Source organism: Brucella sp. TWI432, assembly GCF_039674445.1.
Lineage (GTDB): Bacteria > Pseudomonadota > Alphaproteobacteria > Rhizobiales > Rhizobiaceae > Brucella > Brucella chromiisoli.
Genome location: NZ_JBDJNL010000001.1, coordinates 819,863 through 839,989, shown reverse-complemented (window position 1 = coordinate 839,989; position 20,127 = coordinate 819,863). Strand labels below are relative to the sequence as shown.

Here is a 20,127-nt window from a genome sequence, read left to right as displayed (position 1 = left end):
TCCCAGCCGAGGCAAAAACCAACACTAACCTGCTATAAGTCGCATAGTAGGGCAATTCGCCGCAAAGGCCAAATCAGGTTAATGGCGTCCAGCTTCCATCCGTATTGCGACAAGCCGTTCCACGTGCAGTTTGTGGTGCTCCCGCAATCGTAAAGCTATGGGTATATTGGCGGCAATTCTGGGATCCGACCTGATAAGGCTGTGCGGCGGTCACATCACCAGAAGCCGACCCACTGCCGCTCCAAGACACTGCTTTGCCAGCAGGCGAATATTCGAGCGCGCGATACTCCGCTTCAAGCGCGGTTTTGCGGTCAGCTGCAGTCAATTGCGCTGCTGAACTGCCAAGAAGCCCATTACCGAGTGAAGCAAGCAGATCAGGACGTGTGTCAGCCGGGCGCGTGTTAGCTGGAGCAGAAAGACCACCAAGTGAAGTCAGCCCCGAACCCTTTCCGCCGCCGGACGTACCGCAGGCAGAAAGCGCAATCGCCATTGAAGCAACCAGAATCGGAGCAGAAAACCTTGATACAACCATCATAATAAACCGGCCTTCATAATAAATGAGCATGCATACTATCGCAGAATACAGCTAATAACTTCAATCTTCTAAATCACCTTGAGCCAAACGCAACAGTCAATCTTCGGTCAGCGGCAACACAACGCGCACCTGAAGCCCCCCCATATCGCTTTTCCCCAGATGCAGAGTCCCCCCATACTCGCGCACCGTATCCTGAACGATTGCCAGACCAAGACCTGTTCCCGGCTTCGTTTCGTCAACACGATTGCCACGTTTCAGGGCCGCATCCATCTTATCCGGCGCAAGCCCCGCACCATCATCTTCGATCAGAATTTCAAACTGCCGTTGCGAATCCGTTGCAGACCGCAAAACAATCTTTATCCGTCTGCGCCCCCACTTACCCGCATTTTCCAGAAGGTTTCCGACAATCTCCTCCAGATCCTCCTTCTCACCAGCAAAGACTGCTTCCGGCAGGGTGTTTCTGAAAGTGATCTTCAAAGAAGGGTTGAGCTTTGCTGTCACCCGCTCCATGCGTTCAAGAACAGGCGTAACCAGGGTGCGAAACACAACACTGTCACGTTGTGCCGCAATCCGTGCTCGTTGCAGATAATGCTGGATCTGGACCTGCATTGCCTCGCTTTGTTCCAGTACAAGCCGCCCCTGCTGACCACCCATTGTACGCGCCTCATTGGCAAGGACCGATAGCGGCGTTTTTAGCGAATGCGCAAGGTTCCCGACCTGCGTGCGCGAGCGCTCGACAATACGGCGGTTGTTTTCAATCAGCGCATTCATTTCAACCGCAAGGGGGGCAATCTCAATTGGCAGCGATGTATCAAGCTTCGCAGAACGCCCCTCTCGAATATCAGCCAAAGCCTGACGCACTTTATCGAGAGGACGCAGACCAAAAAGAATAATGCCTGCATTAATGAAAACACTGCCTAGGCCAAAAATCGCCAGATAGAATGCAAGTTTCCTTCTAAAGTCCGAAATTTCACTTAACACTTCACTGAGGTTTCCCATCACGCGAAAACGCGCAACACGGTTGTCATTGTCGAGCACCACTTCCGTTTCAACGATGTAAAGCTCTTCACCGTTGAGACCTGGCAAGGTGTAGCTGCGCATGAACGAGCTATCAAAAGGCGCCTGCGAAACCGGCATTTCCGGCACGATACGCCCCACTGAAGAAAGGGACTGTAATTTGCCATTGGTGTTGGGAGAAATGGGGTCAACAAACCAGTACCAACCGGAGAGCGGGCTGGAATATCGCAGATCACCCAATTCCGGGCGGCCCTGCAGAAGCCCATCGGGTGTTATGCTCACGGCACCAACAAGACTGAAAAGGTGCGCCGTCAGAAGCCGCTCGAAATTATTGCGCGCCGCATCGCCATAAAGTGTGCTGATAAGTGTCGCGACAACGACCAGCCCCAGAATAACCCAGAGCGTCGATAGGGTGACGACGCGTATCGCAAGGGATCGTAAAGAAGGGAAAACGCTGAGAAGCTTCAGTTCCCGGTCCCTTTCGTATCTCCCTGCTCGTCCGAGCGAATGCGATATCCCATACCGCGCACGGTTTCGATCAGATCGACACCCATCTTCTTGCGCAGGCGTCCGACAAAAACTTCAATCGTGTTCGAGTCACGATCAAAATCCTGATCATAAAGATGCTCAACCAGTTCAGTTCGCGAAACGACCTCGTCCATATGATGCATCAGATAAGACAGCAGGCGATATTCATGGGATGTGAGCTTGAGCGCGACGCCATCGACGCTTGCCTTGGATGTCTTCGTATCAAGATGTAAGGAACCACAAACCAGCTCAGATGAAGCATGCCCGGCAGCGCGACGAATCAATGCACGCAATCGGGCCAGCACTTCCTCAATATGAAAAGGTTTGGCAACATAATCATCGGCACCGGCATCAATACCAGCAACCTTGTCGCTCCAGCGATCCCGCGCCGTCAGCATCAGAACAGGCATTGTGCGGCCACTGCGCCGCCAGCGCTCAACCACGCTAATGCCATCCATCTGCGGCAAGCCAATATCAAGGATCACCGCATCATAGGGCTCAGTGTCGCCCAGATAATGACCTTCCTCGCCATCAAAAGCGCTATCAATAACATAACCTGCTGCACCCAACGCATCCGAGAGCTGCCTGTTCAGGTCCTTGTCATCTTCAACAATCAGGATACGCAAGCCATATTCCCTTGCCTATGTTGCCTTGCCTATATTCTCTAGCAAAGTAAGTTATTGCGCAGGAACAGCCACTTCGACACGACGCGGACGTTCGCCATCGCGCCCCGGCACGAGCACCACGATCACGCACATAGCGCGACCGTTCTGTGTGGTGGGTGTTGCCTTGGCCAACTGGCCCCCCTGTGAGGCGGCCACTTGTTCGCCGACTGCCGCGCAATCACCTGCGGCGGCAATCAGCATGTTGGACTTCTGCGGGGTAGCAATTGGCAAGGCACCGGCGTTAACAGGCAACAGACCAATGCTAACGGCCAGAAGCGCGAAAATTTTGAGAGCAGGGTTCTGTTTCATCATGTCCCTTATATAGCGCCTTTCATCTGAACGATGCATGAACGATACACGCAGATGATCAACGCAAAGGAATTTTTCCCATAAAACAGCCTCAGACCGAAGCCATTCTAAACTATTGTTTTTACGCATAATATCTTCCGAAACATCCGTCAATATTCCGGTATCAGGCGATCTTCAGAACTTTGCTATCACGGTTTATGAAATTATGAAATGCGCGAAGTTGCCCCTAACCTTCCAAAAATGGTAATAAGACCGGCAATTGCAGTGGCAAGTTGCAGCATTACATCAGTCAAAGCACCATGATCCACCGCATCGCTGATGAAGCCAAAAGCGCCAGCCAGCGACAGAAAAAGCGCGGCCAGCCCGGCCCAGATAGTGCGAGAAAGATACCAAGGCTTGTCTTCACTCATGACGTGTCCTTTCATTTTACAAAACATTCTGAATTTCGATTGAGGCAAAATCGCCCGCGCCTATTCTTGCGCTCAACATCGCAATCCGCAGCTCAAAACTGTTGGCTCCAACCTCAGCCATTCGTTCAGCATTCGGATAGATCCATGATGGCGTCTGCACCTCTAAACTTCGGACAAGCGTTTCCCCCTGCCAGATTTCAATCCGATAGGCTTCTGCGTCCTCCCCCAGCGGAATATCTGCGCCCATCCAGCTATCGGCATCTACACGCCCGCGCCGTATCCAATGCAGCGACAGATCACCATTACCAAGCCGTTCTGCCCTGAGATGAACAGGGCTTAAAGGTCTCAAAGCGTTCAGACCACCGATGACTTTCACAGTATCAAAATACTCATCCGAGAAGGTTTTGCCTGCCGCGCCTATCCGCCAATTGAGCTCAAGCCCGATTTCATTTGCCTGCAATCCAATGCTTTGTACGCCGCCATCAAAGAGCACAAATGGCGTTCCGATGGGTTTTTCGATGCGGCTTGCCGCTTCTGTGCCAAGCTGGCCGCGCAAAAGCCGCGATAATCGCCATTGATTCTGTCCAACTTCCTCGGCCTCAAGAAACTGAACCACCTCCCATTTTCCATCGGGAGATTTTATCATTGCCATATTGGCACCATTGAGAATTTGTGCGATCGGCTTTGATTGCAGTTCACCCGAATAAAGCACCACGTCTATGGTCTGCGCTTCGATCAGACGTCCACTCGGACCTGATCCAAGTGCCGCGGTGAGTTCTCCCATAACCGCGCGCTCCCCAATCATATTACGCTCGGCAAAACCATCATCGGAAGGCGAAGCATAAATTGCCACGCCACGCCATGGTCTGGCATGGCAAGCAATGCGAAACTGACCAGCGGGATCTTCCGCACCCGGCCAGAGCGGCAGATCAATCAGATGGAAAATCGGCTTCATATCAGAAACTGATCCGCCCGGCGAAAGCTGTGGTGTTTCGCCCCTGTCGGCAAAGGCGACATTGGGCGCTAACGCCACCGCCTTGACCGCTCGCACCTCACCATCTTCGAGCGATGACACCACATAATCACGCTCACCGCCCAGAATATCGATCCGTACCCGGTCCCCGACATGAAGGGCTGCTGCCGACCAGGGCAATGAAAAGCTTGCTGTGCGCCGCTCCGCATAGCGACGTGCCATCCAGCCTTCAGCCAGGGCCGTTGCCTGTCCTGTTTCCATCGAACCTGAAAGGCTGAGACTCTCTGTCCCTTTTCCCGCATCGCGGCGCACGGATGCCCCCACGACCTGAAAATCACGCAGAGGATCGTTGCAATAAAGCTCCGCCACGCTGGGCAAATCGCCCTGGTCTTCAAGAACAGAGGTCAGCGCATCACCATCATGCGGCTCGACCAACAGGTCCGCAACATCCAGCGTTTGTGCGGTACGTCCAATGCTGCGGAAGACGAATGTTCCCGCCTGCTCAAAACCATGAACGCCAAATACATTCACCAAAGGTTCAAGCACGCCACGCGCTGTGGAGGGTTCTGAAATGACGAAGCCGGTCAAATGTCCATCTGCACCGGAACAATCAGCTTGCGGCAAATCAAAGTCCTCAAGGATTGCGGCAATCAGTTCATCAAGGGCAACGCCACTCAGCCGGCCGTTCAACCAATGACCCAGCCGCCAGTTTGGCGTATCACCCCACACATCCCCTTTCAGCGGAAATTCCGGGAAAGGCCTCGTATCCCAGGCCCAGAGATAAATGCGGTCCATATCCAGCATTGACCCGCCATAGACCGGCGAGACCGGATTATTTTGAGGCCAATAGTAATAATGCGCGCGCAGGAAGCGATCCATTGCGATATCGGAGCGCGAGCCATTCGAAAAATAGGGCGTGGCATTTTCCGACGATTTTGGATCGGGAAATACATTGGGCTGGTTCGGTCCCTTATCGACTGCCGGACATCCGAGTTCCGTAAACCAAATGGGCTTTGACTGCGGCACCCAACCGGTCGGTGCTGCAACCTCCTCACCATCAATCCGGTTATGATGCGGATTGCTCCACCATGCACGAATGTCTTTGTAACGATAGACCCATGGCTTCCCCGCAAGCCCGTCAGTGATGCGTGTGCGCTTGCGCTCATCCCGGTCTTGACTGTTGGCATAATACCAGTCGAAACCTTCACGTGCCTCAACACTCTGTAGCAGTCCATCAAGATCATAGGGCCCCTCGAAACCATCGGGATTGCCGCCGCGAAGATCACTATCTCGCCAGTCGGAAAGCGGCATGTAATTGTCGATGCCAACGGCATCTATTGCCGGATGCGACCAGAGCGGGTCGAGGTTAAAATAAAGATCGCCGGTTCCGTCCTGCGCCTGATAACCAAAATATTCGGTCCAGTCTGCGCCATAACTGATGCGGCAACCCGCCCCAAGCTTCACACGCATTTCACCGGCGAGCGCACAAAGATGCGTGACAAATGGAAAGTTCTCTCGAGCATCGCGAATGCTTGTCAGGCCGCGCAATTCAGATCCCAGCAAAAACGCATCGACTCCACCGGCCCGTACCGCAAGATTTGCACAATGATTCAAAAAACGTCTGTAACCCCATGTTCCATTGACGAAAGCCTCAACCTGACTTCCCGCCTCAGGCGTTGTATCTGGCGAACCTGTTTCACCGATTGCCGGATGGCAGGTGATACGTCCGCGCCATGGATAGACCGATTGCCCAATTCCACCATAGGGAGACGGCAACTGATTATCAGCCGCAATATCCATCATGATAAAAGGGTATAATGTGACTTTAAGACCGCGCGCTTTCGCATCGCGGATGGCACTGATCACGCTCTGATCGGATGGCGTTCCGCCATAGGCCGCGCCCTTGCCGCTCGTCGAAATCAAATGCGCCTGAGCGCGCGTGACATTCTCGACCTTCCATATCTGGCTTGATAACAGCGACGCCTGATGCGTGACACCGGGGCGAATTTTACATGATGCTGCACGCAGATCATCGCCAAACCACGGCAGAACGATAGCCACGTGTTGCAATTGAGGGCACAGCGCTTGCAGTTCATCCATGGCCACCGTCCAGTCGCTTCGACCGCGCTTTGCATTGCGGTTAAGTGTGCGGCGTTCACCGAAGAAGACCCGATCCGTAACCGGATCAGGCGAAAGACCAAATTCAGTTGACCCCGGAATAAGCGCGATGGCACGAAGATTCTGTGCCAGTTTTCCAACCGGTCGCAGAACCTCAAACTGAAACTGCGGAAATCGGTTTCCGTAAGTGTCAAGCGGAATGCGTTCGAAAACCACATAGGCCGTACCGCGATAAGCGGGTGCATTGCCCGTACCCTGCTTTGCCTCAATCAGCGGGTCCGGCTGCTGGGTATCGGTGCCGTGATAAATGCGCATTTCGATCTCGGTAAGATCAAGCTCCTGCCCATCGGCCCATACACGACGAATAGTAGCAATTTCACCTTCGGCAACTGCATAGGCTGCATTGCCGAAATAACTGTAGCTGGTGACTTTCGGACCGCCCTTGCCGCCCTGGCGCTCGGTGGTTTTCTTTTCCTCAAAACGGGTTGCCCAGATCAGCGTGCCCGTAAGCCGTGCTGTCCCATAGACAAATGGCAATGCAGCGCCCTCTTCTGCCGTGGCCACGCGGCCGCTATTGAGGCGCGCCCCTTCCATATGACGGGTAGAATTGATGATTGCCGTGTCGATGGCATATCCGCCCATGGCACCAAGACCTGCGCCGATAGCCGCACCCACAGGACCAAAAATGCCTCCGACAGCAGCGCCCACGGCCTGCAGAACAACAGTCGCCATTGCTTAACCTTTTGGTTCGGGAAAGATGAAAATTCCGGCTATACGTTTCCGCCATTGCGGCACCAGCGCAGAGGCCATTACCCGATGCCCCTCATAGGCATGGATGAAACGGTTTTGATTGGTCATGATGCCAAGATGCTTGGCCGCAACATCGGCGCGCCAGCGAAAGATCAACAGATCACCCGGCTCAGGATTATAGCTGGAACGAGGCTGCATATGCCGGTTGGCCGCCTCCAGCAGCGGATCGCCAGATGCGGCCTCCGCCCAGTCCGGCGCATAGGCACCGGGATCTTCTGGCTCCTCACCATAAAGCGCATGCCAAACACCCCGCACCAGTCCGAGGCAATCGCAGCTTATGCCGCGCGTTGACGCGCCATGCCGATAGGGCGTGCCAATCCAGCTTTCAGCTTCGGTCAAAACTTTGTCTGCGATTGTCATGGCACCAGTGCGCTCCCGTCATACTCATTGCCGCCGCTGACATAGGCAAAAGCTGCATCGTTTCCGGGAAGATGCGGAAAACCTCGGAAGTTAATGCCGTTTTCGAATTTCGCCTTACAGGTGGCAAAACTCTTGTCGCAGCCAGCAATGATACGAAAACCATCGCCTGCTGTGACAGGCAGGACCGGCTGATCGGTTAGGTTTAGATTAGTGCCACTGTGCATAAGAACACGCACAGACCGACCGACATTTTCACCACTCGTCCATGTGAGCAGTCCTTGCGTGAACCAGCCACTGCCAAAGCCCTCAAGCCCGGCAACATCAAGCATCACACCATCGGCATGCAGGATTGAACCAACGGCAGAAAATCGCGGATCATTGCCATTCACGCCGCAACGGTTATCGCCTAGCACTGCATTACACTGGCGCATAATCCGGCGCCCACAAACGGCATCGAACGCTGCAGCGGCGCCTTTCAACTCCATTACGAAGCGTCCATCGGAGCGGCTGATGGTGCCCGCTATCCAGCGCCGCAACAGCATGTGCTTATCTGGAGCATTCCAGTTGACCAGATAGCTTTCAACGATGGCACCATCGTAGCGGCCAAGTTCAATATCGCGATCGCTGATGCGCTGCGATGAGAGTGCACCCTCGACCTCGCCTCCGGCGATAGAGAGACCAAGCATTGTGGTTGCTTCGCTGCTGTTCAATCCCGTGAGCGGTTCACATAAAACTCCGTCCAAAGGCAAGGCAGAATCATGATCGGTGAAACCGAGAACGACAGTGTCAGAACGCCTGATAAGCCATGCAAAGCAATGGCTTGTCACTTCACCCTTTAAATGTGATTCAAGTTCAGTCGGAACAGGGATCATGCCTTGACCTCAATGATGGGAATGGACGGGATTTCACCCGCCTGAAACGAGGCGATGCTGGCCGAAAGACGATCCGTATCGAAACGTACCGGCACATCGAACAGGAAACCAGCACTGACCCGCTGGCCTGAAGACGGCACATAACCGGATGTGAAAGCGACAATGCCAGTGGCGGGCTCAAGCGTGAAAGCCTCAGTTTCAGTCAGCCTTATGCCATCCACACCAACCACCACAGAGCCTGCAACGGGCCGCCGGATGGGGCGATCATATGTCTCGTAATGTTTGACGAGTTGAAAGCGTGTGGTGGCCCCATCGCCCGTTCCAATCACCTGATCGAGATGCGAGGGCGCAGCACAGCCGGTTGCGGAAGAAAAATCGAGCGGGTCGCGGAACCGAAACGTATGAAGCGACCCGCGCCGCGCCTCAAAAAAAGCCAATACGGTTTTCAGATCATCAAGCGAGCGCAGCCCCGTCCCCGCATCAAAGTGTCGGCGTGAATGCGCCCAGCGCGCATTCCGCTTTTCCATACCTGATGTGAGCGTGACAATTTCATTGCGCCATTCCGGCCCACCGGTTGCACCAAACGAAACGCTGAGCGGAAAACGCACATCGTGAAAGGCTTCCATCTCACATCCTCCGTGCGCCACGGCGTACTGCACCTGCAAGCATGGTGGAAAGCTGTGCCTCGGACTTGCGGAAAGAAGATGCATCGGGCGACGTCATATTAAAGACCACCTGCACTGGCTTACTGCCCGTGCCACCCGTGGCAACGCCAAGTCTGCCATCAGCACCGCGCGCGAGTGGCAAAATCGCCTCTGCACCGGCCTCCCCCGTCAGCCCCAGCGCCCCATTGCCCATGCCGAAATAGGTCGGGCTTGAAACCACACCGCCTTTCGCAAACGGCATGATGCCACGAATACCGCCAAGTACGCCCGACATCAGCGATGAGCCAAGACTTTGCAATGGCTGAAGCCCGGCCGAAAGTGCCGAACCTGCCAGACTGCTGGCAAGGCCGCGCAGCACATCGTCAAGCCCCTTGCCGGAAACGATTGCACTTTTGAGTGCAGTCGTCAGGCTTGAGCCGAAGCTTGATGAGCGTTTTTCGAGGTCCGTCAATGCGCGATCAAATGCGCTTGTATCCGCCTCGACGGAAACAGTTACGGTTTCATCCGTCATGATAAATCACCTATCGGGAAAGGCATGCATCAGCGCGTCGAGAGTCGCGCGCGAAGGAGCATTTTTGCTCTGCGAGACAGGCCCGAGAACGACACTGAGTTCGCGTGGGGTCATGGCCCAGAAGTCTTTTGAAGAAAGCCGCAGCAAACCAAAGCCAGCGCGCATCACCTCTTTCCAGGGAAAAGGCTGACGTGAAGGACTTGATTCAACTGCGGCACTCAAGGGTTTGAAGGAGAATCGCTTTCTTCCGTTCCGAAGGTCGCCGTCAGCAGTGCTGAAACGATGCGGGCATAGCCGCTGGCACCGCCATCGGCGCGCATTTCGGCCACGTCTTCAAACGGTACATTATGCCCACCACCATGAAGGCCCGCACAGATGATGCGCTGCATATCGAAAGCAGACAGCTTACCGCCGGAAAAGCGCATGATCAGGTCAGAAAGATTGTCTGCCTCAAAAGCAGATTCGAGTTGCGCCAGCGCACCGAGCGTCAGGCAGAGTGTCCAGTCACGACCATCCAGTTTTGCCGCAACCTCGCCACGATGACGATTGATCATCATAGCGCTTCTCCAAAGGCGATCAGTCCGGCGGATTCCAACGCAATTTCAAAGGTCATTTCCGCATCGTGATTGCCGCCATATTCAAGAGCCACGATCTGAAACGGCCCTGTGATTGTTCCAAAGTCAGGAAGTAAAATCTGCCAGTTGCGAATTTCACCATCAAAGAATATGCTGCGTATCAGAGCATCAGACGTTGCATCTTTGAATATGCCAGACCCGCTTACAGAGGCCCGCTGCACGCCGCTTCCGGCCAGCAACTGTCGCCAGCGCCCGGCTGCGTCAGCGTCAGTCACATCGACCGTTTCCGCATTGAACGCAATGCGTTTGGTGCGCAGGCCGGCACAGGTTTCAAACTGCCCTGCCCCATGCGCAATTTTCAGCAAGATGTCCTTGCCGCGTTGAGCTGTCATATTTGGCTCCTGAATCAAATTACGGGTTCTGTTACGGCGCGATAGCGCATGGTGCCGAGATAACTCCCGAACCCGTCGGTGTTACGGGCTAGCACTTCGGTCAACATAAGATTGACGATACGATGGCCGTTGACTTCGAGCGGCTGTTCATCAAGACGCGTAGCGATGCGCCCGGCAATCTCCAAAACGCGTTTGCGGCCTGAGTCGCGCGCCCATATCTGAATGTTGAGAAAATGCTCCCCGCCCGGCTCGCTCGCCGTGCTCCAATCCTTCGTCAGTGTCTCGCCAAGCGTGATATAAGGGAATGTGGTTTTTGGTGGGACATGGTCATAAACATGTTCTCCACCAAGCGTTTCAATGAGTTCGCCGTCGTTCTTCAAGGCCTCATAAAGTGCTTTCTGCAATGCTGCCGCGCTGCTCTTCATTGTGTTCCCCAATCAGCTTTTCTTTGTCGCCTCGACTGCCAGATCCCCAGGTGGCAATTTCCTCACGCAGCGCTATCTGTTTGAACCGAAGCGCACGCACGAGGCCATCAAACGTTAATTTCATGGTTACGTTCACCGCCCTTCCTCCACTGCCAGACAAATCAGATAGCGTCCGCTTTCATCCGGATCGCGTACGGAACGCAGCAAGAAAACACGCCCCCCTTTTCGGAAGCGCTTGTCGGATGAAATATCTTCACGATGGCGCACCAAGATACGATGGGTTATTTCCGGGCGTGGCCGGGTGCCGAAATCGCGCTGACTGGCGGATATTGGTTCAATGCGCCCCCAAACGGTTGATACTTCCACCCATGTTTCGCGATAGCCGCCCATGCCGTCGGCAATCGGATGCATGGCTTCCAGAGCCAGCTCTACGGTGAGCTGGCCTGGATCAATAAACAGGACGTTGTTCATAGAGATATGCGCCGCCAACTATCGACCATCTGCCCAACCATCGGCGGAAGCTCTGATGTTGCGCCATCAAGACCAGCGCGGTTCTCGTAGAGATGCGCGCTCAACGTGAGTATGGCTTGCTTGAGGGCGTCAGGCACCTCGACACCCGTTTCGCCAAAGCCCGCAATGAAGTCGACTTCAAGACCGCAAAACGACTGCGCATCAGGATATTGTGCCATGTAAACACGCTGGGGGCGGCGTCCATGCTGGAGCATGAATTCTTCGGGCTCCATGCTGATTGCAGTTCCGTCGCAGCGATATGCGACGACAGCGGTCACAGCCTTTACCGGATACTTGAAAAGAGCCAACCGACCCGAACGCGGCCAGCGATCAACGCGCAACCGCCAAGTTTGGTCGATAAGAGCCAGCCCTGTATCAGCCTCGACCAGTTCACGCGCTGTCTTGATAATACGGCGAAGAATGTCATCTTCGCTGTCCGTTGAAATTCTTAAAAATGCACGCGCATCCGCAACCGTCACCGGTTCAAGTACCGGCGGCGTGACAAGAAACATTGTCATTTATTTCCCCTTAAAATAACTCTCAAATCAGATAGTTACGAATGGCATTCCAGAAAAAGATTCAACGTGTTTGCGAATTGAATCTAGCTGCCAAAACCGGCAGGGTCGTTAAGCAGAAATGCAGCAAAGCCGCTGCGAAATGCGCATCCCGAAAACATGATTCCGCTTTCGGATACGATGCTTGTTGATGCAAATATCAGGCTCCAAACTTCAGAAGCTTGATCGCATCAAAATCCTGAACACCACCGCCAACGCGCTTGGTGGTATAAAAAAGCACATATGGTTTGGCAGAGTATGGGTCGCGCAAAACGCGAACGCCAATACGGTCCACAACCAGATACCCCCGTTCAAAATCACCAAAAGCGATTGGCGTTTCGTCGGCTGCAATATCCGGCATATGCTCGGCCTCAACCAGACCAAAGCCCATCAGTGACGCTTTCTCGCCAACAGCCGAGGGCGGCTGCCAGAGGTAATTTCCGTCTGCATCTTTGAGCTTGCGCAGCACGCTCTGAGTCTTGCGATTCATAACGAAACTGGCATTCTGACGATATCCGGCTTTCAGCGCATAGATAAGTTCGATCAGCTTGTCAGACGGATCGGCTGCTGGCAGCGCACCTGCAACACCCGTTTCGATATGACCGATCTTGCCCCATTCCCAGCTTGTGTCTTCGACCGTATCATAGCTCAAAAAGCCCGTTGGCTTGTTGACGCCATTGCCGCTGATAAAGGCCTCGCCTTCCTGCTCGGCAAAGGCTGCTTCCACTTCCTCGGCGATCCACTGCTCGACATTAACGGCAGCATCATCGAGAAGCGAAGATGTTGCCGCCGGCATCGCGTAGATTTCCATAGTTGGAAACTGCAGTTCTGCCAGTTTGGCCGAAGCTGTCTGTGGGCGAGCATCAGTTTCACCGACCCAGCCTGTTGCCGGGCCGCTCACCGAAAACGGCTTTTTGAGCACAGCGCCAGAAACTTGGCGCACGCTTGAAATGCCACGGATCGGCGACAACACAGCCAGCCTGCGGCCAATTTCGGTTTCAAGCTCTGCTGGCACAAGATAACCGCCATCCGGCCCAGAGGCGTAAGAATGCGCTTTCTGCTCAATACCGCGCATCGCCTGTTCATCGCCACGGCGTACATAGCCATCAAAAGCCTGCTTGTGTTCGCGGTTTTCGACAACCGGACATTTGCCCAGTTGCGGACGTGCAGTTTTCAGAACAAATTGGTCAAGCGCCAGTTTCTGCTCGTCGAGCGCGTGGTTGATACGATCAACCTTTTCGCGCAGCAGCACATCGACACTCGCATTCTTTTCGACTTTTTTCAGCCGCTCATCATTGGCTTCACGAAAGGCCGAAAAAGCGGCCATGAATTCATCGAAGGCTTCCGACACATCGCCATCATTGCCCAGATTGGCGCCAAGCGCCTTTGTTTCCACGCTCTTGGTTTCGAGCTGGACTTTGTGAGTGTTGTTCATTTTGATCCTGATTTAGTTAAAAGACATCATCATGCAGGCGGCACGCATACGCTGTGCAAGGCCTGTATCGCCCGAGTTGAGAGCGTCCCGCTCATTCCGGCTTTGTAAGGCTGCAAGTGCTGAATAGCCTTTGGCTATCACCAGACGTGCAGCGAAACGGCTTAACCCCGCATCCCGCGTGAGCCAGCGTTCAAATTCTCTGACTGTTGGCAAATCAGCTTTCAGATTGTTGATGCGCGCCTGTGGCAGCATCGGAAACGTCACCACCGAGATTTCCCAGAGATCCGCTTCAACAATATGGCGCAGGCCCGTGCGTGCATCCTTGCGCGCCTTCACGGTGCGAAAGCCGATGGACAGTCCATCAAGCCCGCCTGCCCGCATCAGCTCCAGTGCTTCGCGTGCGCGCGCCACACCCTTGGCAAGCCTGCCTTCCACATAAAGACCACGCGCATCCTCGCGAATATCTGTCCATACACCGATCGGCTCGGCCGCATCATGCTGCCAGAGCATCCGCACACCCGACGATCTCCGGGTCGACAGCGACTTTGCAAAAGCACCTTTTTCAATAATGTCATTGCCAAGATCAGGCAGGCCGAAAATACTGGCATAGCCGGAAAAACTCCCGTCAATTTCGACATCACTGAGCGCAAGTGAAGCACGCTTGGTTTCCAGCTTGAGATCAGGCTTTATCATTCCCGCTCCTTTGAGACGTTATAAGCCCCTGAAGCGGCGCATGCTTCACCCGCTCGGCAAAGCGCTTCAGAATGCCAAGCACCGACCATGCAGCAAGGCTTGCAGCCGTCGACCCCATCAGCATCAGTTCAGCTCGGCCAAGAAGGGCTTCAAGCGAGAGTGTTTCCGCTATTTTAACGCCTGCGGCACCGCCAAAGATCATGCCGCAGATGATTCCCACCGCAAAGCGAATGCCAGCTTCGCGTTTTCCTTTGGGCAGCATATAGGCAAGTGACACGGCAGAACCGGCAACCGCTCCGGCAATCTTGGCAAACCAAACCAATGTTGCATCGGATGTCATTACGGTATCACTCAGATTACTCATGGCACTCTCCTTTCTGCGCGCAGCTGATAGCCAACCGCATCGCGTTTTTCGTCATCGCTAAGAAATGAGGCTTCTGACACACGCCGCCAGAGCGACTCCCGTTCGAGCGACAACCCTTCGATCTGGTCAATGTCATGCTCTAGCCGCAGATCGCCGCCAAACAGTGGGCCCAGCCAACAGCCAAAGGCCTTGGCAGTCCGGTTGATCAGCGGCAGAACAGTCAGGCGATAGAAGGCGCGATTGGCTTCGGCATAATTTGCATATGTGTTATCACCCGGAATACCGAGCAGCATCGGCGGCACGCCAAATGCCAGCGCAATATCGCGTGCGGCACCATTTTTGGCTTCGATGAAATCCATATCCTGCGGGCTATAGCCCATGGCTTTCCAGTCCAGTCCGCCTTCAAGAAGCAATGGTCGCCCCGCCCCTGAGGCCCCTGTGTAGCCTTCTTCAAGCTCGGTTTTCAGGCGATCAAACTGCTCTTCCGTCAGATTGCCACCATCTTTTGGTGCGTAGACCAACGCGCCGGAAGGCCGTGCGGAATTATCAAGCAGAGCCTTGTTCCAGGCACCTGCTGCATTATGCAGATCAAGCGCCATTAAAGCCGCTTCAAGCGGCGGAAAACCATAATGATCATCCAGTGGATGAAACAGTTTCAGATGCAGGCCAGAGGATGCCTCGCCTGAAAGAGACACCACTCGGCTTGTATTGCCTGAACGATAGATCAGCGATTGCGGCCATCCATCATTCGATGTTTCTAGCGTCACCCTTTCAGGCCTGAGCAAATGCAACTCGCTGTTTCCGCTTGGAAGAGCAACACGCTCCACATAAGCATTTCCTGAAATCAGCAAATGGCCATAAAGCCGTTCAAAAAAACTGCTTCCATCCAGACCACTCTGGGGGCGCGCCACAAGATCAAGCAGCGGATGAACTTCATGCTCGGTCGTGCCCTCATAAAGCAGCCATGGCACATTGCTGGCCGCTTCCGCGATCAGCCGAACGCAACGATGCGCCACCGGATTACGCATAAACCCTTCGCGCGCCAATGATGTATAATCCCGCGCTATCCAGGATGGTCCGCGTTCCATATGAAGGGCCACAAAGCCATTCGTGTTTTTTCGCTCATGTCCCGCATCAGAATATGAGGCTGCCTTCCCGGCATTTCTGCGCCACGGCAATTTCCACGCCATATATCGGCTCTCCAATTAGTGTAAATGTTATCCGAAACGCCTGATACGCGGCTTTCGGTCGTGACCGAGCATGAGTTCGGTCAGCGCCCAGACAAGGGCATCAAGACGGTCCGGCGAGCGCCCGGTGGACAGACCTTCGGGTGCGAAATCACACATTTCATCTTCAAGTGCTGCAAAGCGTCCTGCATGACGAACACGATCCTGTTCATAAAGGGCCGCCACCGGCTCGGCGCGCAGCCATTTGCCGCGCGATGCATGCCGCATCAGCACCGGAACGGTGGCATCTTCGGCCGACAGAACGGCGGCAACCATTTCACCGCCCTGATTGACCTCGGCCAAAATCGCATCGGCCTCATAAGAATGATAAAGTGCGATTGCACGCCGCGCCCATTGATGCGGCTTGGCCATATTCATGCTTTCATCAGCCAACACATGCGCAAAGCCATTTTCATCAATCCCGGCCACAACGATTCCGCAGGCATCCGACGATTTGTTGGATGATGCAGGCGGATCAACAGCGATCAGAATACGCTCAAGCTCAGGGGCTTTGGGTTCAAAACACTGTTCGATCCGCTCACGCGACCACAAAGCGCCTGCGCGCTCCTCAATCAATTCGCCATCGAGTTCCTGTCGTCCAAGACGGGTTCCCGCATAGCGTTGATTGATAGTCTCCATAAAGCCAACAGCCAGATGCGCTGCATTCTCCGCGGTGCGCATATGCGTCATGGTCACAGAACTGTCTGTCATCAGCGCCTTCAACAATGGCACTGCCCTCGGTGTTGTCGTCACCACCTGACGTGGGAAGTCTCCCAGTCGAAGCCCGAATTGCAGCATGTCCCATGTGGCTTGCGGGTTTTTCCACTTTGCAAGCTCATCGCACCATGCGGCATCAAACTGCGGCCCACGCAAGCCATCTGGATCTTCTGATGTATAAAGAGACGCCACGGCCCCATTGTCCCACAGCAGTCGCCTGCGCGTTGTTTCATAACGGGGACGCGAAATGCGCGACACCGATAAAATGCCGGAAGGGCCATCGACCATCACCTCACGCGCATCGGCGAAAGTTTCGCCGACCAGCGCAATATGTCCGCATGCTTTCTGCGAGAAAGGTGCCAATCCCAATGCCATCCCCGATGCCCATTCCGCCCCTGCCCTCGTTTTTCCCGAGCCACGTCCGCCCAGAATAAGCCAGGTCCGCCAGTCACCAAATGGTGGCAATTGCGCATCACGCGCCCTGATCAGCCATTCACAATCCGCTGCCATTATCTGATTTTGCGTCAAGTCCGCGCCCCAAGATGTCCCGCGCGCGCCTTTGAGCAAGATCTTCAATTCTCCTGTCTATGCGGATAAGCGCCTGTCGAACCTCGTGAAGGCTTGCAACGGATGTCACCGTGTCCCCTTCAGCAGTCTGTGTTTCAGCAACAAGCTCGCCAACGGTTTTCACAGCCTTGGCCAGTGCCATCAGGGCTTCAGCCTTGCTTTTGTCCGGCAAATCATCGCCATCAATTAATTTATTGAGTTCTGCCTGCAATCTTTGCAAAGCCGTTTCACTGGCAGACGGCTTGCTGACAATTTTATCATCCAGATTGAGACGCCCGAGACGAATCCGATAGTTTTTTTCCGTGATGCCCATCACCTGCGCAATATCCGCAGGGGTGATTTCATGTTTTATTTGCAGGCAAAAAGCCAGCCTGACCTGCGCCTCGCGGTCCGCGTCATTTTTTTGCGTCTTCAACGGCCATATCCGTCAGGTTTAACCTCTTTTCATGCAAAACCCCGAAAGCGCGTTGCTTCCGGGGTTTTGTAAATATCGATAAAAGCCGGGGGTATCGAAGCTCTCATCGGTATCAGTCACAATTTCTTGACCGTATCTAATTGGTAGCAAAGCACCGTTACGCCGTCAAGGACTATTTTCCTATTTATGATTTTTTTCATATCGACTTTTGTCGACTCTGTTTACGAATTAAAATGAGTTATAACTTATTAATCTGCTATTATCCGCGAGCAGGTTTCGCTCGTTTCATAAATTTTACGGCTTTAAAGTAGAGTTCATGCGTAAAACGGCCGATGAAAGTTCTAACAAAAAAAGCCGCCGGCCCTTTCGGGTTTCCCGGCTTATAGGACTTGATGCCTGGATCGATTCCGGCCTCTATAATCTGCGTTCTCATACACGTGAATGGTGGGAAAATATCACTATTTTCTCGCGCAGATTTCGTGTTCGCGGCTTTCGACGTCTGGTCGTGGAAGTGCTGGATGAAGGCTTTACGCTTGGCACGATTGGCGCCGTCCTTATGCTCGGACTTGCACTTCCAGCTTTTGAAGAAACCAAAAAAGACTGGCGTGCGCAGGATGACTATGCCGTCACCTTTCTCGATCGATATGGCAATGAAATAGGCCAACGCGGGATTTTGCATCGCCAGGCAGTGCCGATTGATGAACTGCCCGATCATGTCATCAAAGCAGTGCTTGGTACGGAAGATCGCCGCTTTTTCGATCATTATGGCATTGATTTCTGGGGGCTTAGCCGCGCGCTCAATCAGAACCTGCGTGCCAATGGCGTGGTGCAAGGCGGCTCGACCCTCACGCAGCAGCTTGCCAAGAACCTGTTTCTTTCGAATGAGCGGACGATTGAACGCAAGATCAAGGAAGCTTTCCTCGCCCTTTGGCTTGAAAGCAATCTCACCAAGAAAGAGATTCTCCAACTGTATCTCGACCGCGCTTATATGGGGGGTGGTACATTCGGGATTGCTGCTGCCTCCGAGTTTTATTTCGGTAAAAACGTCAAAGATGTCACTCTTGCGGAAGCTGCCATGCTGGCCGGGCTTTTCAAAGCGCCTGCGAAATTCGCACCGCATGTCAATCTGCCTGCGGCACGCGCACGCGCCAATGTGGTGCTTTCCAACATGGTTGAAAGCGGCTTCATGAGCAATGGCCAGGTGGCTGTTGCGCGCCGCAACCCTGCCAGCATCATCGACCGTGCAAAAAATGAAAGCCCCGACTATTTCCTCGACTGGGCCTTCGAAGAAGTCAAAAAAGTTGCAGGAAAACTTCCCCAGCATACGCTCACCGTACGCACGACACTCGACCGCAACATTCAGAAAGCAGCTGAGGAATCGCTCGAATTCTATCTGCGCCAGAATGGCAAAGAGTATAATGTCTCGGAAGCAGCCACCGTCGTCATAGCCAATGACGGTTCGGTGCGTGCGCTTGTCGGTGGGCGCGACTATGGCGAGAGCCAGTTTAATCGCGCAACCAAAGCGCTGCGGCAGGCAGGATCGTCCTTCAAGCCTTATGTCTATGCGGCCGCGATGGAAAAAGGTCTGACGCCAAGCACGGTCGTTTCCGATGCACCGATTAGTTGGGGCAACTGGTCACCACGCAATTATGGCCGCAGCTTTGCCGGACGCGTTGATCTCACAACAGCACTTGTGCGCTCGCTCAATTCGGTGCCTGTGCGCCTTGCGCGCGATCATCTCACAACTGCCCCCATTGTTGCACTTGCAAAAGCCATGGGGGTGGAATCAACCATTTCTTCGCATAAAACCATGGTGCTCGGCACATCGGAAATGACGGTGATGGATCAGGCAACCGGCTTTAACGTCTTTCCCAATGGCGGCATGGCTGGCAATCGCCATGGCTTTACGCAGATTATATCGGCAGATGGAAAAGTGTTGTGGGATTTTACCCGCGATGCACCAAAGCCGCATCGTGCGCTGTCCGAAAAAGCAGCGTTTGAGATGAACTCAATGCTTGTGCAGGTGCCAGAACGCGGTACGGCACGCCGCGCAGCCCTTTCCATGACGCGGGTTGGCGGCAAAACAGGCACGACGCAGAACTATCGCGATGCATGGTTTGTCGGCTTCACCGGAAATTTCACAGCCGCAGTCTGGTTCGGCAATGATAATTTCACGCCGATGAAAGAGCTTACCGGTGGCGTTCTGCCTGCGATGGCATGGCAGCGCATGATGAATTACGCGCATCAGAATATCGAGCTAAAGCCAATACCCGGTATCACGCCTGCCTTCCCCGCCCCTGCAAAGACGCCCCAGGCAACGCTTGCGGCAACGGCAAGCCCGCAGGAAATGATGGCCGCTCCACCGCGCGTTCTCTCACCCGTCGCGACAAAAACGCTTAAAGAGCTGCGCGACAAATTCCTCAGTTCGCCGCCCGTTCCCGCGCTTGCGGGACGAACAAAAATATCGGTTCTTTGAGTCCA

Annotated in this window: 24 protein-coding genes; 1 reads left to right on the top strand and 23 read right to left on the bottom strand. The window is 54.2% G+C overall.

Translation table 11 applies throughout. The annotated features are described in order from the left end of the window. Positions 1-73: 73 nt before the first annotated feature. From ABE527_RS04180 to ABE527_RS04070, 23 genes are all read right to left on the bottom strand, one after another. The gene (locus ABE527_RS04180) at positions 74-535 is read right to left on the bottom strand and encodes an RT0821/Lpp0805 family surface protein (protein WP_265983211.1); all 462 of its coding nucleotides are present in this window, start codon (positions 533-535) and stop codon (positions 74-76) included. 96 nt (positions 536-631) lie between these two features. Beyond that, positions 632-1,942, bottom strand: coding sequence for an ATP-binding protein (locus ABE527_RS04175; RefSeq protein ID WP_499696324.1), 1,311 nt, complete (start codon positions 1,940-1,942; stop codon positions 632-634). Between the two features lie 74 nt (positions 1,943-2,016). Next, the gene (locus ABE527_RS04170; protein ID WP_265983210.1) at positions 2,017-2,706 is read right to left on the bottom strand and encodes a response regulator transcription factor; all 690 of its coding nucleotides are present in this window, start codon (positions 2,704-2,706) and stop codon (positions 2,017-2,019) included. A gap of 51 nt (positions 2,707-2,757) precedes the next feature. Next, positions 2,758-3,054: a hypothetical protein gene (locus ABE527_RS04165; RefSeq protein WP_265983858.1), complete on the bottom strand. Its 297-nt coding sequence runs from the start codon at positions 3,052-3,054 to the stop codon at positions 2,758-2,760. 203 nt (positions 3,055-3,257) lie between these two features. Next, positions 3,258-3,464 (bottom strand): hypothetical protein, encoded by a 207-nt coding sequence (locus ABE527_RS04160; RefSeq protein WP_499696210.1) that lies wholly within the window; start codon positions 3,462-3,464, stop codon positions 3,258-3,260. A gap of 16 nt (positions 3,465-3,480) precedes the next feature. Continuing rightward, complete coding sequence (locus ABE527_RS04155; RefSeq protein ID WP_499696209.1) at positions 3,481-7,287, bottom strand: baseplate multidomain protein megatron; 3,807 nt, start codon at positions 7,285-7,287, stop codon at positions 3,481-3,483. Positions 7,288-7,290: 3 nt separating this feature from the next. Continuing rightward, positions 7,291-7,725 carry a C40 family peptidase gene (locus tag ABE527_RS04150; protein ID WP_265983206.1) on the bottom strand — a complete coding sequence of 145 codons (435 nt, stop codon included), beginning with the start codon at positions 7,723-7,725 and terminating at the stop codon, positions 7,291-7,293. Continuing rightward, positions 7,722-8,597, bottom strand: a complete 876-nt coding sequence (locus tag ABE527_RS04145; protein ID WP_499696208.1) for a phage/gene transfer agent baseplate hub protein — start codon at positions 8,595-8,597, stop codon at positions 7,722-7,724. The genes ABE527_RS04150 and ABE527_RS04145 overlap by 4 nt, the downstream gene beginning before the upstream one ends. Continuing rightward, a complete protein-coding gene (locus tag ABE527_RS04140; protein WP_396996414.1) occupies positions 8,594-9,223 on the bottom strand; it encodes a phage distal tail protein, Rcc01695 family in 630 nt (209 codons plus the stop codon). The genes ABE527_RS04145 and ABE527_RS04140 overlap by 4 nt, the downstream gene beginning before the upstream one ends. 1 nt (position 9,224) lies before the next feature. After that, positions 9,225-9,773 carry a phage tail tape measure protein gene (locus ABE527_RS04135; RefSeq protein ID WP_499696207.1) on the bottom strand — a complete coding sequence of 183 codons (549 nt, stop codon included), beginning with the start codon at positions 9,771-9,773 and terminating at the stop codon, positions 9,225-9,227. A gap of 6 nt (positions 9,774-9,779) precedes the next feature. Continuing rightward, complete coding sequence (locus tag ABE527_RS04130; RefSeq protein WP_265983202.1) at positions 9,780-9,995, bottom strand: rcc01693 family protein; 216 nt, start codon at positions 9,993-9,995, stop codon at positions 9,780-9,782. Next, the gene (locus ABE527_RS04125; RefSeq protein WP_499696206.1) at positions 9,992-10,330 is read right to left on the bottom strand and encodes a gene transfer agent family protein; all 339 of its coding nucleotides are present in this window, start codon (positions 10,328-10,330) and stop codon (positions 9,992-9,994) included. Before ABE527_RS04125 ends, ABE527_RS04130 begins: the two co-directional genes overlap by 4 nt. After that, the gene (locus tag ABE527_RS04120; protein WP_499693546.1) at positions 10,327-10,740 is read right to left on the bottom strand and encodes a phage major tail protein, TP901-1 family; all 414 of its coding nucleotides are present in this window, start codon (positions 10,738-10,740) and stop codon (positions 10,327-10,329) included. The genes ABE527_RS04125 and ABE527_RS04120 overlap by 4 nt, the downstream gene beginning before the upstream one ends. Before the next feature lie 14 nt (positions 10,741-10,754). After that, complete coding sequence (locus tag ABE527_RS04115) at positions 10,755-11,165, bottom strand: DUF3168 domain-containing protein (protein WP_499696205.1); 411 nt, start codon at positions 11,163-11,165, stop codon at positions 10,755-10,757. Next, positions 11,125-11,289: a hypothetical protein gene (locus ABE527_RS04110; protein WP_265983198.1), complete on the bottom strand. Its 165-nt coding sequence runs from the start codon at positions 11,287-11,289 to the stop codon at positions 11,125-11,127. Before ABE527_RS04110 ends, ABE527_RS04115 begins: the two co-directional genes overlap by 41 nt. A gap of 8 nt (positions 11,290-11,297) precedes the next feature. Next, positions 11,298-11,636 (bottom strand): phage head closure protein, encoded by a 339-nt coding sequence (locus ABE527_RS04105; protein WP_499696204.1) that lies wholly within the window; start codon positions 11,634-11,636, stop codon positions 11,298-11,300. Next, a complete protein-coding gene (locus ABE527_RS04100; protein WP_396996418.1) occupies positions 11,633-12,193 on the bottom strand; it encodes a head-tail connector protein in 561 nt (186 codons plus the stop codon). Before ABE527_RS04100 ends, ABE527_RS04105 begins: the two co-directional genes overlap by 4 nt. A gap of 196 nt (positions 12,194-12,389) precedes the next feature. Further along, positions 12,390-13,664, bottom strand: coding sequence for a phage major capsid protein (locus ABE527_RS04095; protein ID WP_499696203.1), 1,275 nt, complete (start codon positions 13,662-13,664; stop codon positions 12,390-12,392). Between the two features lie 12 nt (positions 13,665-13,676). Continuing rightward, the gene (locus tag ABE527_RS04090) at positions 13,677-14,357 is read right to left on the bottom strand and encodes an HK97 family phage prohead protease (RefSeq protein ID WP_499696202.1); all 681 of its coding nucleotides are present in this window, start codon (positions 14,355-14,357) and stop codon (positions 13,677-13,679) included. Continuing rightward, a complete protein-coding gene (locus ABE527_RS04085; RefSeq protein WP_265983193.1) occupies positions 14,344-14,721 on the bottom strand; it encodes a DUF6107 family protein in 378 nt (125 codons plus the stop codon). The genes ABE527_RS04090 and ABE527_RS04085 overlap by 14 nt, the downstream gene beginning before the upstream one ends. Further along, positions 14,718-15,911 carry a phage portal protein gene (locus tag ABE527_RS04080; protein WP_499696201.1) on the bottom strand — a complete coding sequence of 398 codons (1,194 nt, stop codon included), beginning with the start codon at positions 15,909-15,911 and terminating at the stop codon, positions 14,718-14,720. The genes ABE527_RS04085 and ABE527_RS04080 overlap by 4 nt, the downstream gene beginning before the upstream one ends. 27 nt (positions 15,912-15,938) lie before the next feature. Further along, entirely contained in the window at positions 15,939-17,174 is a 1,236-nt protein-coding gene (locus ABE527_RS04075; RefSeq protein ID WP_265983856.1) for a DNA-packaging protein, read from the bottom strand. Further along, positions 17,158-17,646, bottom strand: coding sequence for a hypothetical protein (locus ABE527_RS04070; RefSeq protein ID WP_499696200.1), 489 nt, complete (start codon positions 17,644-17,646; stop codon positions 17,158-17,160). The genes ABE527_RS04075 and ABE527_RS04070 overlap by 17 nt, the downstream gene beginning before the upstream one ends. A 316-nt stretch (positions 17,647-17,962) precedes the next feature. Here ABE527_RS04070 and ABE527_RS04065 point away from each other — a divergent pair, with 316 nt between their 5' ends. Continuing rightward, on the top strand, positions 17,963-20,122 hold the full coding sequence (locus ABE527_RS04065; RefSeq protein ID WP_499696199.1) for a transglycosylase domain-containing protein: 2,160 nt from the start codon (positions 17,963-17,965) through the stop codon (positions 20,120-20,122). Positions 20,123-20,127 lie beyond the last annotated feature (5 nt).